Consider the following 15,132-nt stretch of genomic DNA (forward strand, 5'->3'; position numbering starts at 1 on the left):
TTTAAAAGAAGTCCGGCGGTGTCCTACTCTCCCACAGGGTCCCCCCTGCAGTACCATCGGCGCTGTGAGGCTTAGCTTCCGGGTTCGGAATGTAACCGGGCGTTTCCCTCACGCTATGGCCGCCGAAACACTATTGATGTTTCAATCAAACCTATAGACAAATCATTGTTATCTGTAGGGTTCTCGACCGTACATCGAGAACCACTCAGTGGACGCGTAGCACCAACAAACGGTGTGTTATCAAGTCATCGGCTTATTAGTACCAGTCAGCTGCATGCATTGCTGCACTTACACATCTGGCCTATCAACCCAGTAGTCTGGCTGGGAGCCTCTCACCCGAAGGTATGGAAATCTCATCTTGAGGCCGGCTTCCCGCTTAGATGCTTTCAGCGGTTATCCATCCCGAACGTAGCTAATCAGCGGTGCTCCTGGCGGAACAACTGACACACCAGAGGTTCGTCCAACCCGGTCCTCTCGTACTAGGGTCAGATCCTCTCAAATTTCCTACGCGCGCAGCGGATAGGGACCGAACTGTCTCACGACGTTCTAAACCCAGCTCGCGTACCGCTTTAATGGGCGAACAGCCCAACCCTTGGGACCTACTCCAGCCCCAGGATGCGACGAGCCGACATCGAGGTGCCAAACCATGCCGTCGATATGGACTCTTGGGCAAGATCAGCCTGTTATCCCCGAGGTACCTTTTATCCGTTGAGCGACAGCGCTTCCACAAGCCACTGCCGGATCACTAGTCCCGACTTTCGTCCCTGCTCGACCTGTCAGTCTCACAGTCAAGCTCCCTTGTGCACTTACACTCGACACCTGATTGCCAACCAGGTTGAGGGAACCTTTGGGCGCCTCCGTTACATTTTGGGAGGCAACCGCCCCAGTTAAACTACCCACCAGGCACTGTCCCTGAACCGGATTACGGTTCGAAGTTAGATATCCAGAGTGACCAGAGTGGTATTTCAACAATGACTCCACAAGAACTAGCGTCCCTGCTTCACAGTCTCCCACCTATCCTACACAAGCCACACCGAACACCAATACCAAGCTGTAGTAAAGGTCACGGGGTCTTTCCGTCCTGCTGCGCGTAACGAGCATCTTTACTCGTAATGCAATTTCGCCGAGTTCGCGGTTGAGACAGTTGGGAAGTCGTTACGCCATTCGTGCAGGTCGGAACTTACCCGACAAGGAATTTCGCTACCTTAGGATGGTTATAGTTACCACCGCCGTTTACTGGGGCTTAAATTCTCAGCTTCGCCTTGCGGCTAACCGGTCCTCTTAACCTTCCAGCACCGGGCAGGCGTCAGTCCGTATACATCGTCTTGCGACTTGGCACGGACCTGTGTTTTTAGTAAACAGTCGCTACCCACTAGTCTCTGCGGCCACCACACCCTTTTCGGAGCAAGTCCGTATAAGTGGATGGCCCCCCTTCTCCCGAAGTTACGGGGGCATTTTGCCGAGTTCCTTAACCACGATTCTCTCGATCTCCTTGGTATTCTCTACCTGACCACCTGAGTCGGTTTGGGGTACGGGCGGCTAGAACCTCGCGTCGATGCTTTTCTTGGCAGCATAGGATCATCCACTTTTTATCCGCATCGTGTCTCAGCCTATGTGAACGGCGGATTTGCCTACCGTTCGGCCTACGCACTTGCACCAGGACAACCATCGCCTGGCATGGACTACCTTCCTGCGTCACACCTGTTAATACGCTAACCGCACCAGCATGGGGTCGTACGCTAGGCCCCACGGCGAACCCCGAAGGGTCGAATGTGAGGATTCAGATACTTAGCACTACGGGATTAGTTTGGGCGGTTCTTCGCCGGTACGGGAATATCAACCCGTTGTCCATCGACTACGCCTGTCGGCCTCGCCTTAGGTCCCGACTTACCCAGGGAAGATTAGCTTGACCCTGGAACCCTTGGTCTTTCGGAGGACGTGTTTCTCACACGTCTTTCGCTACTCATGCCTGCATTCTCACTCGTGTAGCCTCCACGGCTGGTTTACACCGCCGCTTCGCTGGCCACACGACGCTCTCCTACCCATCAACACGGCTGGACCACGAAGGCCTACCAATAATGTCAATGCCACAACTTCGGTGGCGTGCTTGAGCCCCGTTACATTGTCGGCGCGGAATCACTTGACCAGTGAGCTATTACGCACTCTTTCAAGGGTGGCTGCTTCTAAGCCAACCTCCTGGTTGTCACAGCAACTCCACATCCTTTCCCACTTAGCACGCGCTTTGGGACCTTAGTTGGTGGTCTGGGTTGTTTCCCTCTCGACTATGAAGCTTATCCCCCACAGTCTCACTGCTGCGCTCTCACTTACCGGCATTCGGAGTTTGGCTGACGTCAGTAACCTTGTAGGGCCCATCGGCCATCCAGTAGCTCTACCTCCGGCAAGAAACACGCAACGCTGCACCTAAATGCATTTCGGAGAGAACCAGCTATCACGAAGTTTGATTGGCCTTTCACCCCTATCCACAGCTCATCCCCTCAGTTTTCAACCTAAGTGGGTTCGGTCCTCCACGACGTCTTACCGTCGCTTCAACCTGGCCATGGATAGATCACTTCGCTTCGGGTCTAGGACATGCGACTGAATCGCCCTATTCAGACTCGCTTTCGCTACGGCTACCCCACACGGGTTAACCTCGCCACATATCGCTAACTCGCAGGCTCATTCTTCAAAAGGCACGCTGTCACACCTGCTAGGGGTGCTCCAACGGTTTGTAAGCAAACGGTTTCAGGTACTATTTCACTCCCCTCCCGGGGTACTTTTCACCTTTCCCTCACGGTACTTGTCCGCTATCGGTCATCTGGGAGTATTTAGGCTTATCAGGTGGTCCTGACAGATTCACACGGGATTTCACGGGCCCCGTGCTACTTGGGATACTCTTCGCGCCACGGTTGGCATTTCGACTACGGGGTTGGCACCCTCTATGACCGGCCTTTCAAGACCGTTCGTCTATACCATCGTGTAACGCCGCCACCTCGGCAGAGATGACTGAAAAGTCCCACAACCCCCAACGTGCAACGCCTGCCGGCTATCACACACGCTAGGTTTAGCCTGTTCCGGTTTCGCTCGCCACTACTAACGGAATCGCGGTTGCTTTCTCTTCCTGTGGGTACTGAGATGTTTCACTTCCCCACGTTCCCTCTACCCGCCCTATATATTCAGGCGGGAGTCACTAGGTCGGCACGCCGCCCAGCGGGGTTTCCCCATTCGGACACCCTCGGATCAAAACTTGCTTATCAGTTCCCCGAGGCTTATCGCAGATTGCTACGTCCTTCTTCGGCTCCAGATGCCAAGGCATCCACCGTTTGCTCTTAAAGACTTGAAATCACATGAGTTTGAATCAGAATCGACACCAGACCCCGAAAGGTCCGGCATGAAATTGACTAATGATCTTTAAGATCATCTTGTGCAACCGATCAAAGATCGGCTGCAAGATGCTCGCGTCCACTGTGTAGTTCTCAAAGTACGGGCGGTACCCCTTCTCGCAACCCCACACGGGGGAAACAACAAGAGGCCCAGAGGAGACAGAACGACCCAAAGGCCGGCCCGGTCCCTCAGGACCCAACAGCGTGCAGACACCGGCCCCCTCACCCAGAACCTTCCAACCGCAAGCGGCGTACTAGCTCCGAGATCAGATCTCGATGTCATGTCAAATGTTCCACCCATGAGCTCCCAGCGAAGAACGTATGCCTTCGATCTGGGTTCTGGACACCTACAAGAGGTGTCAGATGCTCCTTAGAAAGGAGGTGATCCAGCCGCACCTTCCGGTACGGCTACCTTGTTACGACTTAGTCCTAATTACCGATCCCACCTTCGACGGCTCCCTCCACAAGGGTTAGGCCACCGGCTTCAGGTGTTACCGACTTTCATGACTTGACGGGCGGTGTGTACAAGACCCGGGAACGTATTCACCGCAGCGTTGCTGATCTGCGATTACTAGCGACTCCGACTTCATGAGGTCGAGTTGCAGACCTCAATCCGAACTGGGACCGGCTTTTTGGGATTCGCTCCACCTCACGGTATTGCAGCCCTTTGTACCGGCCATTGTAGCATGCGTGAAGCCCAAGACATAAGGGGCATGATGATTTGACGTCATCCCCACCTTCCTCCGAGTTGACCCCGGCAGTATCCCATGAGTTCCCACCATTACGTGCTGGCAACATAGAACGAGGGTTGCGCTCGTTGCGGGACTTAACCCAACATCTCACGACACGAGCTGACGACAACCATGCACCACCTGTTTACGAGTGTCCAAAGAGTTGACCATTTCTGGCCCGTTCTCGTATATGTCAAGCCTTGGTAAGGTTCTTCGCGTTGCATCGAATTAATCCGCATGCTCCGCCGCTTGTGCGGGTCCCCGTCAATTCCTTTGAGTTTTAGCCTTGCGGCCGTACTCCCCAGGCGGGGAACTTAATGCGTTAGCTGCGTCACGGAATCCGTGGAATGGACCCCACAACTAGTTCCCAACGTTTACGGGGTGGACTACCAGGGTATCTAAGCCTGTTTGCTCCCCACCCTTTCGCTCCTCAGCGTCAGTTACGGCCCAGAGATCTGCCTTCGCCATCGGTGTTCCTCCTGATATCTGCGCATTCCACCGCTACACCAGGAATTCCAATCTCCCCTACCGCACTCTAGTCTGCCCGTACCCACTGCAGGCCCGAGGTTGAGCCTCGGGATTTCACAGCAGACGCGACAAACCGCCTACGAGCTCTTTACGCCCAATAATTCCGGATAACGCTTGCGCCCTACGTATTACCGCGGCTGCTGGCACGTAGTTAGCCGGCGCTTTTTCTGCAGGTACCGTCACTTTCGCTTCTTCCCTGCTAAAAGAGGTTTACAACCCGAAGGCCGTCATCCCTCACGCGGCGTTGCTGCATCAGGCTTCCGCCCATTGTGCAATATTCCCCACTGCTGCCTCCCGTAGGAGTCTGGGCCGTGTCTCAGTCCCAGTGTGGCCGGTCACCCTCTCAGGCCGGCTACCCGTCGACGCCTTGGTGAGCCATTACCTCACCAACAAGCTGATAGGCCGCGAGCCCATCCCCAACCAAAAAATCTTTCCAACAACTGGCCATGCGGCCGTTGTTCGTATCCAGTATTAGACGCCGTTTCCAGCGCTTATCCCAGAGTCAGGGGCAGGTTGCTCACGTGTTACTCACCCGTTCGCCACTGATCCACCCAGCAAGCTGGGCTTCACCGTTCGACTTGCATGTGTTAAGCACGCCGCCAGCGTTCATCCTGAGCCAGGATCAAACTCTCCGTAAAAAAGAAATGCATACCCCACCGGGAAAACGGTGACGCAGCGAGTTTGAAACTGACCAAAGAGACAAATCATTGCTGACTTTATCCATTGCCAACCCCAGAAAAGAGGCTGGTCTTTGATCCAAAGGAATCTCACCCCACCGAAGTGGAGTCGAGGTTATTTGGCATTTGACAAGTGCACGCTGTTGAGTTCTCAAGGATCGGACGCTCCCCCGACCCAACCATCACAGTCAGGCCCGAAGGGCAACTTCTCAATCTTACCGAAGCGATCCGGCCTGTCAAATCGACACGCCGTAGGCTTCGAAGCTGATCATGTAACCAGGCGCTTACTGCGCCGAGGCAACTTGACTAGCTTATCCGTTTCGCGATCGAAGTCAAATCGACTCGAACCGGATCCGGAAGCTCCACGTCAGACAGAAGTATGTCTGCGATCCGCTCCGAGGAGCTGATCTGGTGGAGGTGGTTCTCCGCTTGAGGGGGGTAAGGCTCTCGGCCTCTCCGCTTCCCTGTGGGGCGAACAAGTAATAAGTTACGTGGATTCCGGGGATCGGGCAAATCAGGCCGGTCTGCCGGGCGTGTCGCAATCGGGGTGCCGAACTGGCGGCACCGCCGGATCAGAACGAACGGTGCCCGCAGGGACAGAAGAAGCCCCGTCCTAGCTGAGCTCGGACGGGGCTTCTTCGTTCTGTGGACCTAAGGGGACTCCGCCGTCCTCGCTCCGCTGCGGCGGGCTCCCCGAATCACTCAGCCTGACAGATACGAGAAAACCCCCCGGGCTTCGCGCGGGGGGTTTTCTCGTATCTGTGGACCTAAGGGGATTCGAACCCCTGACCTCCTCGATGCGAACGAGGCGCGCTACCAACTGCGCCATAGGCCCTTGAACTCGTCTACGTTATCACGCAGATCTCGGCGCTCGTGTCATCCGGCTGAGCGACGGGCGAGCAGCTCGCGGACGTGCGCCTCGATCTCGGCGTCATCGACGAAGCCCATCTTCGCGTACGGCGACGAGGCGGCGGGCGGCAGCTGTACCGGAGCGGGCGGCGCCATCTGCTCGGCGCGCTCTCGCAGTTCGGCCAGTCGAGCAGCCTTGCGACGTTCGGCCTGAGCATCGTGCTGCGCCATCGCCGCCTGCGCGCGCGACCCGCTCATCGACACGAGGGGTTCGGGAAGGGCACGAGGCGTCCAGGTCGCCGCCCCCTGGTCGTGGAGCGGCGGAGCTTCCCGGTGCACGGCGGGCTCGGCCTTCCGGGCATTCCGACGAGCGGCGCGCGCCGCCCTCGCAGCGACCGAAGACATCCGCTGCAGAAGGAAGGATGCGACTACGACGGTCGCGCCCCCGAGCCACAGCAGCAGCGAGGCCTGCGTGGCGATGAGCTGCCAGGCGCCGAGACCGGCGACGACGAGACCGAGGAACAGGGCGATCGTGGCGGTGAGGCGAACCCGGCGACGGGCACGCGCCTGACGCACGACAGGATCAGCCTTCGTGGCTGCCAGTTGTTCGCGCAGAAGCACGAGCTCGGCGGCCTCCTTCTCCGACTGCAGCCGCTTGGCGAGCTTCTGCTGCGCGAGCGCTGTCCGTGCGGTCAGCTCGAGGCGGACCTCCCCTGGCGTCTCACTCGTTTCGGCGAGCACGCGCAGAGCCTGATTCAGACGGACGGCGTTGCGTTCGGCGGCGTCGTACTGGAAGCGCCCGCGCCACGACGGCAGCAGGTACAGCATCCACAGGAGCACAGCGACGAGGACGATCACGCCCCCGCTCAGCACCGGCCCATCCATATCGACAACGGTAAGGGAACAGCGCGCCCACGGCGGACGGTGTCGACGCGTGTCGCGATCGGATCGCAGACAGTTCGGGGCCGACATCCCCCGGGACCCGATCGGATGACGGCATCCGATCGCTCCTGAGGCGTGTCGGCCCCGATGCGGCGTCGTGCGGGACGTCAGTCCAGGAAGATGTCCGGGAAGAGCCGGTCGTCCGGGGTGCCGGGGATCGCGGCGTACCTCGAGAAGTCGGTCACGCCGTCGGCCTCGAGGACGTCTTCGACGATGAGCGTCTGGCCGGTGTACTCGGCGGCGGGCTTGGTGAGCACGGCGTACGCGGCATCCGCATAGATCTCCGGTATGCGGCTCGCAGCCATCACCTTGTCTCCGCCGAGCAGATTCTGCACGGCGGCCGTCGCGATCGTCGTGCGGGGCCACAGGGTGTTCGCGGCGATCCCGTCGCGGGCGAACTCCGCGGCGAGGCCGAGCGTGACCATCGTCATCCCGAACTTGGCGAGCGTGTACCCGGTGTGTGCGCCGAGCCACTTCGGAGTCGGGTTCAGGGGCGGGGAGAGCGACAGGATGTGCGGGTTCGCCGCGTCCTTTAGGATCGGCACCGCCGCGCGCGACAGCATGAACGTGCCGCGGACGTTGACGTCCTGCATCAGGTCGTACTTCTTCGGGTTCAGATCGAGCGAGCGCGACAGGTCGATCACACTGGCGTTGTTGATGACGATGTCGATGCCGCCGAACTCGCCGTGCGCCTTCAGCACCGCTTCGGTGATGTCGTCGTCGTCACGCACGTCACCCACGATCGGCAGCGCCTGACCGCCGGCCGCGCGGATCTGCTCGGCCGCGGTGTGGATCGTGCCCTCGAGCTTCGGATGCGGAGTGTCGGTCTTCGCGAGCATCGCGATGTTCGCGCCGTCGCGCGCGGCCCGAAGGGCGATCGCGAGGCCGATGCCGCGGCTGCCGCCGGACATCAGGATGGTCTTGCCTGCCAGTGTGCTCATGGTTTCTCCTGGTCTGTGCTCGTTCCCGTCGCAGAAGATCCCGGAAAGCCGGCTGGAAAGCGGGCGTTCTCGCGACGGGAGGGGTCGTCTTACTTCGGTGCCATGCGGATCGCACCGTCGAGGCGGATGGTCTCGCCGTTCAAGTACGAGTTCTCGATGATCTGCTGCGCGAGTGCGGCGTATTCGTCGGGGCGACCGAGGCGGGAGGGGAAAGGCACCTGCTGGCCGAGCGAGTCCTGAGCGGCCTGCGGCAGGCCCATCAGCATCGGCGTCTCCATGATTCCGGGCGCGATCGTGCAGACCCGGATGCCGTGGCGCGCGAGTTCACGTGCCACGGGAAGAGTCATGGCGTGCACGCCGCCCTTCGACGCAGAGTAGGCGGGCTGCCCGATCTGTCCGTCGAACGCCGCCACGCTGGCGGTGTTGATGATCACCCCCCGTTCGCCGGATTCGGTGGGGTCGTTCTTCGCGATCACGGCGGAGGCCTGCGACAGCACGTTGAACGTGCCGACGAGGTTGATGCGGACGATCCGCTCGAAGTCGGCGAGCACGGCGGGGTTGCCCTCGCGATCGAGCACCTTGGCCGGCGGGGCGATGCCCGCGCAGTTGACGACCACACGCAGCGGGGCCGCGGCCTGTGCAGCGGCGACCGCAGCATGCACTTCGTCGACGCTGGTCACGTCTGCGGCGACGAACTGCCCGCCGAGCTCCTCGGCGAGCTCGGCGCCCTTCGACGAGGGCAGGTCGATGATCGTGACGTGGCCGCCGGCCGCCGAGATGCACCGGGCTGTGGCCAATCCGAGCCCGGAGGCGCCGCCTGTGATGAGCGCGCCGAGACCTGTGATCTGCATTCTCGTTCTCCTTCGAACCTCGTCGTGTGATCGACCGCGTGAGACGCAGTCTCAGCTTACGTGGTTCTTGGGTCCACGAGAATCTCAGTGGGGACCCGCCGGAGACGACAGTGCGGGCGCCGCGGATGCTCTATGGAATCCGCCGCGCCCGCGTACCCGCGAAGCCAGAGCGCTCAGTACGGGACCTGACTGACGTGGAGGTTGAAGGTGATGCCCATCCACGACCCCGAGTAGTAGTTCTGCGAGCCGTTGCTGTACTTGAAGCAGCCGGTGCCGCACGACCCCTGATATACGTAGCTGTTGCCCGCGGCGCTCGCAGATCCAGCCGAGCCCAGGAGGATCGCCGCAGCGACCCCGATGACCGCAGCGGAGCTGGCGGCCTTGCGTGTGATCGTCCTCATCTTCTTCGTCGCCTTTCGAACGTGGAACGCCGGATGCGGCGAAGCGCCGCTCGGCGCTTCTCATGATGCCGACTGCCAGGCGGCTCAGCATCCGTGAAAATACCTGTTCCCCGCCTCGCCTCGCCCCTTTGCCCTCGCTCCCGTAGTTTGCTGATCTCATGGAGCTGCGGCGCAGAAGAGCGTACGATCCCGCCTCGATCGACGACGGGTTCCGTGTTCTCGTCGACCGGCTCTGGCCTCGCGGCGTCTCCAAGGAGCGCGCCGCGATCGACCTATGGGCGAAGGAGACCGCCCCGTCCGCGGAACTGCGACACGAGTGGCACGCGGCTCCCGCCAGCGAGTGGGGCGTCTTCGCCGAGCGCTACCGCGCGCAGCTCGCTGGAGAGTCGGCCGACGCGCTTCAGGAGCTGGCCGGCCTGCTGCGACAGCATCCGGTCGTCACCTTGGTCTATGCGGCGCACGATCCTGTGCACAACCACGCCGTCGTGCTGGAAGAGGCCCTGCGGAAGCTGCAGGACGCGTGAGCTTCCCCGCTCCGGACATCGCCGTGCCCGAACGCGTCCGCGAGCTCGCCCGAGGCGCCGCGCTGACGCCGGTCTGGCTCAACAACATCGGCGGGCTGACGTTCCGCACCGACGACGGCCGCTACATCAAGTGGGGTCCGCACGATCTCGAGGCGAACATGCGCGACGAGGCCGAGCGCATGCGCTGGGCGTCGCGATGGATCGCGGTTCCCGAGGTGCTCGACCAGGGCCAGGATGCCCACCAGGAGTGGCTGGTCACGATCGCGCTCCGGGGACGCAGCGCCGCGGATCCGCGCTGGCACGACGACCCCGAGCGCGCGGTCCGCGCGGTGGGCGAGGGATTGCGGATGCTGCATGATGCCCTGCCCGTCGACGAGTGCCCGTGGGAGTGGAGCGTCGGTTCGCGCACCGCGGGAGCTGCCGAACGCGGCACGATCGTGCCCGTCGATCTGCGGGATGCGCCCCCGGTCGACCGCCTCGTGGTGTGCCACGGCGACGCGTGCCTGCCGAACACGCTGCTCACCGACGACGGCGTCGTCGCAGGCCATGTCGATCTGGCCGCCCTCGGCGTCGCCGACCGCTGGGCCGACATCGCCGTCGCCTCGATGAGCACGGAATGGAATCTGGGCGACGGATGGCAGGACACGCTGATCGACGCCTACGGCATCGCCCCCGATCGCGAGCGCCTCGACTACTACCGGCGGCTCTGGAACGAGACCTGACTCAGGCGCTCCCTCCGAGCACGAAGTTCCACGCGCCGGTCGCGACGGCCGCCCAGATCGCGATCGCAGGAATCACGCCTGCGATGAGGACAAGCACGGTGTCGCGCCAGGTCCACACCGATTCGCGCGCCCACGAGCGCGCGCCCGAGCCGCCGAAGCCACGTGCCTCCATGGCCGTGGCGAGCGACGATCCGCGTCGGATCGCCAGCACGAACAGCGCGAACGCCATGCCGAGGGTGCGGCGGATCCGACCCTGATCCGCGACCCCGCGGGCCCGACGGGCGAGCGCGAGAGCCCTCCAGTCCTCGGCGAGCAGGCCCAGCATCCGCATTCCGGCGAGCGCGCCGATCACGAAGCGAGCCGGCAGCCGCAGTCGCTGCGCCAGATCGTCGGCCAGATCGGTGGGGTCGACTGTGACGAAGAGCACGACCGACGGCAGCCCGATCGCGAGGACGCGCACGGCGGTCGCCGCCGCAAGCGAGAGCGACCCGTCGCTGACCCTGATCAGCAGCCATTCGAAGTGCACGGCGCCGCTCGTCGAGCCGTACAGAGCGATCGTGACGGCGCTCAGCGGAGCCGCGATCCACAGCACCGCGGTGCGGGTCCAGAACTCACGGGCGCCGAGACCCGCGAGCAGCAGCAGCGGGATCTCGAGGACGAGCGCGACGGATGCCGACACCACGTCGATCGACACGATCAGCGGCACGGCGATCAGCAGAGCGGCGGCGAGCTTGGCGAGCGCCGATCGCGGCGCGATCGGGCCGCGGCGCTCGATGCGCGCAGTGAGGGGATCGATCACGGGCTCACCTCGAACCGACGGGCGTGCAGGGCCTGCAGCACTGCTTCGTCGTGACTGATCGCGACGATCGCGGCTCCGTCGTCGCGGAGCGCCGCGATGATCGCGACGAGTTCGGCCCAGGTCGTCGCATCCTGCCCGAACGTCGGCTCGTCGAGCACGATCATCTGCGGCCGCGTCGCCAGGGCCGCAGCGACCGTGAGCCGACGCTTCTCGCCTCCTGAGAGCGTGTACGGGTTGGCCTCGGCGAGCGCCGAGAGCCGCAGCCTGTCGAGGAGTTCGTCGGTGCGACGCGCGATCTCGGCCTCGTCGAGGCGCAGCGCTCGAGGACCGACGGCGAGCTCCTCACGCACCGTCTTCGCGAGTAGCTGGTGCTCCGGCGTCTGCAGCACCGTCGCGATGCGGGTGAGCAGCGACGTCGACGACCACCGGAACGGGTCAGCTCCTTCACCCGAAGACAGCGCCGCTGTGGCCGTGACCCGACCGCTCTCGGCGGGGATGAGCCCCGCGACCGTCAGGCCGAGCGTCGATTTTCCCGCGCCGTTCGGACCGGTGATCCCGATGACCTCGCCCGCATGCACGTCGAGGTCAAGGGGTCCCGCCACGGCCACTCCTCGGCTGCGCGCCACGGTGAGGCCACGGGCTTCGATCAGCCGTTCACCGGGGGCGAGGACGGGCGGCGGCGGCACGGCGGGCGGATGCTCGGGAACCCAGACGCCGGACGCCGCCAGTTCCGCTCCGCGCGCGCCCAGCACCTCGTCGGGCGGACCGTCCGCGAGCACGACCGTGCCTTCCGGCTCGGCCCCCAGCACGATCACCCGGTCGACGAGCGGCAGCCAGACGTCGATGCGGTGCTCGATCACCACGAGCGTGGCGCCGGTGACATCGAGCGCGGCCGCGACGGCGTCCCGCACGTCCTGAACACCTACGGGGTCGAGGTTGGCGGTCGGCTCGTCGAGCAGGATCGCGCCCGGCCTCATCGCCAGCACACCGGCGAGCGCGAGGCGCTGCTTCTGTCCTCCCGACAGCGCGGCCGTGGATCTGTCGAGGGGAACGGCGAGCCGAACGGCATCCAGCGCCGACCGCACCCGATGCCAGATCTCGGGGCGGGGCACGCCCAGGTTCTCGCAGCCGAAGGCCACGTCATCCCCGACACGGGCGAGCATGGTCTGCGTGTCGGGGTCCTGCAGGACCATCCCGACTCTGCCGCGAGCCTGCGCGGCAGGCAGGCCGTCGACGAGAAGCGAGCCGTGCGTCTCCCCCTCGTCGGCTCCGCCCAGCACGCCGCCGAATCCCTGCAGCAGGGTCGACTTGCCCGAACCGGACGCGCCGAGCAGCAGCACGCGCTCCCCCGGCGATATGGCGAGGTCGATCTCTCGCACCGCCCAGCGCAGCCGCGTGGCGTACCGCCAGCCCCAACCGCGCGCCTCGAGAGCGGCGGGGGTCGCCGCGCCGGTCACACCCGTGCGGCGACCTCGCGACCGGCGGCGAAACGGCTCAGCGCACCGGTCGCGGCGAGGCCGCGGGCGATCAGCCACGCGCCGATGCCGGCGATGACGGCACCCGAGACGGTGCTCGAGGCGATGTAGATGACGGTGAACGCGGTGTCGGCTCCGGCGTACCAGAGGATCACGTCGTTGATACCGCAGGCGACGCCGGCGGCGGCGCCGGCGAGGATCGCGACGGGCAGCTTCCACACCCCGTAGAGGAACAGCAGGAAGATGAGTTCGGCGCCCAGACCCTGCACGAGGCCCGAGACGATCGTGAGCGGACCCCACACGTTGCCGACGAGCGCGGAGATGACCGCGGCGACCAGTTCGGTGTACAGCGCAGCCCCCGGCTTGCGGATGATCAGCCCGCCGAGCACTCCGGCGATCAGCCAGGGCCCGTTGACGAGCGCCTGGACACCGGGGAGCAGCGGTTCGAGCAGCGTACTGGGGCCCTGGTAGCCGACGTTCCACAGCACGAAGATCAGGGCGCAGGCGACGGCGATGACGCTGGCCACGACGATATCGACGACGCGCCAGCGCCACAGCTGGGCGTTGCGAAGACCGGACGCCGTGCCGGTCGTGGAAGCGGACGTGGAAGTACTCATCTGAACTCCTCCCTGCGCCGGCATTATCCGGATCAGGTTCGACGGTCGAAGCGCGATTCGCTCCCTCTCAGCCCGGCTCGCCGGACTCCCGTGGTTGTTCTGTCGATATTACCCGTCGTACCGGTGTTCTGTGAGCGGAGTTCGGTACCGTAGGCAGGTGACCGCTCCTGACTCCGCCGAGGCCACTGCACCTGTGGGCGATGACGTGACGACGGATGCTGCGGCAGAAGCCTTCGACGACCTCGATGCACTGGTCTCGGCTTCCGTCGCTCCCGACGCTCGCTGGGCCGAGGGCGACGACCACGCCACCGCCCTGACCTGGATCGATCCTGCCCAGGTGGCCGACGCCTCACCCGCTGCCGACGGTGACGATGCGGCCTCGCTCTTCACCGGCGCACATCTCCGGTCGGCCGTCGTCCGGCCAGGGGTGCTCGTGCCCGTCGGCGTTCTGCTCGCGCTCGTCGGCGCCTACACGGGCACGACGCTGCTGTGGCCCCTGCACGAGATCGCCCCCACGGTGCAGGCCGTGGAATTCTCGACGACACCGGCTCAGGCCGCCGCGATCACGTGGCCCGCGCAGGGAAGCGCCGCCGTCGGGATCGCAGGTGTCGGCACACTGGCGTCTTCGACCGATCCTGCGGCGATCGCGAGCATCTCCAAAGTGGTCTCGGCCATGATGGTGCTCGATCGGATGCCGTTGGCTCCCGGAGAGCAGGGTCCCTCGTTCTCGTTCACCAGGGCCGACAGCCAGTCGTACCTCGCATACAAGCGCAGCGACCAGTCGGCTCTCGACGTGCCCGTCGGCGGCTCGCTCACCGAGTACCAGATGCTGCAGGGCGTACTGCTCGGCTCGGCCAACAACTACATCGACCGGCTCGCGAAGGAGATCTGGGGATCGGATGCCGCGTTCGCCGACGCGGCGGCCACCTGGCTGAGCGAGCGCGGAATCAGCGGCATCACGATCAAATCTCCGTCGGGGTTCGACGAGCGCAACGTGGCGACGCCCGAAGCCCTGATCGCGGTGGCGCAGAAGGCCATGCAGAATCCGGTGTTCGCCGAGATCGTCGGCACGACGTCGGTCGACCTGCCCGGAGCCGGAACCGTGCGCAACACGAACGGGATGATGGCCGATTCCGGGGTCGTCGGGGTCAAGACCGGCACCCTCCATGAGAGCTGGAATCTGCTCACGGCGAAGGATGTCACAGTGGGCGATACGACCCTGCGACTGTATGCGTCGGTGCTCACGCAGGAGGACGACGACATGCGCCTCGCGTCGACGCGCTCGCTGTTCTCGCAGGTCGAGAACGAGCTGCAGACTCAGGCGCCGACGGTACCCGAGGGCACTGTCGTCGGCTCCGTGGAGACCCTCTGGGGTGCCGAGGTCGACATCGTGACGGACGCGGATGCCGACGTGGTGCTGTGGAACGGCGGAATCGCGACGACGACCGTGGAGTTCGACCTCGACGAGAAGCGCAAGGCCGGCGCAGAGGTCGGCACGCTCACGACGACCGGCCCGGTGAACACGGCGACGACCGAACTGGAGCTCGCGGGAACCGTGCAGGATCCGAGCCCGTGGTGGCGGCTCACGCATCCGCTGGAACTGTTCGGGCTGACCGACAAATAGCCGCCCGCGCAGAGCCACCCGCGCAGAGCCACCCGCGCAGAGCCACCCGCCTGCGGTCCCCGCCGTACGCA

Annotated in this window: 10 protein-coding genes, 1 tRNA gene, 3 rRNA genes and 1 riboswitch; of the genes, 3 read left to right on the forward strand and 11 right to left on the reverse strand. The window is 63.7% G+C overall.

Going from position 1 to position 15,132, the window contains the following annotated elements; translation table 11 throughout:
* Window positions 1-10: 10 nt before the first annotated feature.
* The 8 genes from rrf to QFZ53_RS00040 all read right to left on the reverse strand — a co-directional run bounded on the left by rrf (window position 11) and on the right by QFZ53_RS00040 (window position 9,300).
* Window positions 11-127 (reverse strand): 5S ribosomal RNA (gene rrf / locus QFZ53_RS00005).
* A gap of 109 nt (window positions 128-236) precedes the next feature.
* Window positions 237-3,340, reverse strand: a 23S ribosomal RNA gene (locus tag QFZ53_RS00010).
* A gap of 414 nt (window positions 3,341-3,754) precedes the next feature.
* Window positions 3,755-5,277, reverse strand: a 16S ribosomal RNA gene (locus tag QFZ53_RS00015).
* The 16S, 23S and 5S rRNA genes sit together here, the layout of an rRNA operon.
* Window positions 5,278-6,078: 801 nt before the next feature.
* Window positions 6,079-6,151, reverse strand: a tRNA-Ala gene (locus QFZ53_RS00020).
* A gap of 41 nt (window positions 6,152-6,192) precedes the next feature.
* Window positions 6,193-7,050, reverse strand: coding sequence for a hypothetical protein (locus QFZ53_RS00025; protein WP_307292213.1), 858 nt, complete (start codon window positions 7,048-7,050; stop codon window positions 6,193-6,195).
* Window positions 7,051-7,214: 164 nt separating this feature from the next.
* Entirely contained in the window at window positions 7,215-8,048 is an 834-nt protein-coding gene (locus tag QFZ53_RS00030) for an SDR family oxidoreductase (protein WP_307292215.1), read from the reverse strand.
* A gap of 89 nt (window positions 8,049-8,137) precedes the next feature.
* Window positions 8,138-8,899 (reverse strand): SDR family NAD(P)-dependent oxidoreductase, encoded by a 762-nt coding sequence (locus tag QFZ53_RS00035; RefSeq protein ID WP_307292217.1) that lies wholly within the window; start codon window positions 8,897-8,899, stop codon window positions 8,138-8,140.
* A gap of 173 nt (window positions 8,900-9,072) precedes the next feature.
* On the reverse strand, window positions 9,073-9,300 hold the full coding sequence (locus QFZ53_RS00040) for a hypothetical protein (RefSeq protein WP_307292218.1): 228 nt from the start codon (window positions 9,298-9,300) through the stop codon (window positions 9,073-9,075).
* A gap of 158 nt (window positions 9,301-9,458) precedes the next feature.
* Here QFZ53_RS00040 and QFZ53_RS00045 point away from each other — a divergent pair, with 158 nt between their 5' ends.
* The gene (locus tag QFZ53_RS00045) at window positions 9,459-9,824 is read left to right on the forward strand and encodes a DUF488 domain-containing protein (RefSeq protein WP_307292220.1); all 366 of its coding nucleotides are present in this window, start codon (window positions 9,459-9,461) and stop codon (window positions 9,822-9,824) included.
* Complete coding sequence (locus QFZ53_RS00050; RefSeq protein ID WP_307292222.1) at window positions 9,821-10,546, forward strand: aminoglycoside 3'-phosphotransferase; 726 nt, start codon at window positions 9,821-9,823, stop codon at window positions 10,544-10,546. The genes QFZ53_RS00045 and QFZ53_RS00050 overlap by 4 nt, the downstream gene beginning before the upstream one ends.
* A 1-nt stretch (window position 10,547) precedes the next feature.
* Here the strand turns inward: QFZ53_RS00050 and QFZ53_RS00055 are convergent, their stop codons facing one another.
* The 3 genes from QFZ53_RS00055 to QFZ53_RS00065 all read right to left on the reverse strand — a co-directional run bounded on the left by QFZ53_RS00055 (window position 10,548) and on the right by QFZ53_RS00065 (window position 13,437).
* Complete coding sequence (locus QFZ53_RS00055) at window positions 10,548-11,345, reverse strand: energy-coupling factor transporter transmembrane component T family protein (protein WP_307292224.1); 798 nt, start codon at window positions 11,343-11,345, stop codon at window positions 10,548-10,550.
* Window positions 11,342-12,802 (reverse strand): ABC transporter ATP-binding protein, encoded by a 1,461-nt coding sequence (locus tag QFZ53_RS00060; protein WP_373426214.1) that lies wholly within the window; start codon window positions 12,800-12,802, stop codon window positions 11,342-11,344. The genes QFZ53_RS00055 and QFZ53_RS00060 overlap by 4 nt, the downstream gene beginning before the upstream one ends.
* Window positions 12,799-13,437 carry an ECF transporter S component gene (locus QFZ53_RS00065; RefSeq protein ID WP_292905182.1) on the reverse strand — a complete coding sequence of 213 codons (639 nt, stop codon included), beginning with the start codon at window positions 13,435-13,437 and terminating at the stop codon, window positions 12,799-12,801. Before QFZ53_RS00065 ends, QFZ53_RS00060 begins: the two co-directional genes overlap by 4 nt.
* Window positions 13,428-13,539, reverse strand: a riboswitch (TPP riboswitch). (Overlaps the previous gene by 10 nt.)
* A gap of 55 nt (window positions 13,540-13,594) precedes the next feature.
* Here QFZ53_RS00065 and QFZ53_RS00070 point away from each other — a divergent pair.
* Window positions 13,595-15,061: a D-alanyl-D-alanine carboxypeptidase gene (locus QFZ53_RS00070; RefSeq protein WP_307292228.1), complete on the forward strand. Its 1,467-nt coding sequence runs from the start codon at window positions 13,595-13,597 to the stop codon at window positions 15,059-15,061.
* Window positions 15,062-15,132: the final 71 nt, after the last annotated feature.

It is taken from the genome of Microbacterium natoriense (assembly GCF_030816295.1).
Classification (GTDB): Bacteria; Actinomycetota; Actinomycetes; order Actinomycetales; family Microbacteriaceae; genus Microbacterium; species Microbacterium natoriense_A.

What these genes read in the sequence shown, in the direction of transcription:
- QFZ53_RS00025 (WP_307292213.1), bottom strand. Translation starts at nt 7,050, where the DNA reads ATGGATGGGCCGGTGCTGAGCGGGGGCGTGATCGTCCTCGTCGCTGTG.
- QFZ53_RS00030 (WP_307292215.1), bottom strand. Translation starts at nt 8,048, where the DNA reads ATGAGCACACTGGCAGGCAAGACCATCCTGATGTCCGGCGGCAGCCGC.
- QFZ53_RS00035 (WP_307292217.1), bottom strand. Translation starts at nt 8,899, where the DNA reads ATGCAGATCACAGGTCTCGGCGCGCTCATCACAGGCGGCGCCTCCGGG.
- QFZ53_RS00040 (WP_307292218.1), bottom strand. Translation starts at nt 9,300, where the DNA reads ATGAGGACGATCACACGCAAGGCCGCCAGCTCCGCTGCGGTCATCGGG.
- QFZ53_RS00045 (WP_307292220.1), top strand. Translation starts at nt 9,459, where the DNA reads ATGGAGCTGCGGCGCAGAAGAGCGTACGATCCCGCCTCGATCGACGAC.
- QFZ53_RS00065 (WP_292905182.1), bottom strand. Translation starts at nt 13,437, where the DNA reads ATGAGTACTTCCACGTCCGCTTCCACGACCGGCACGGCGTCCGGTCTT.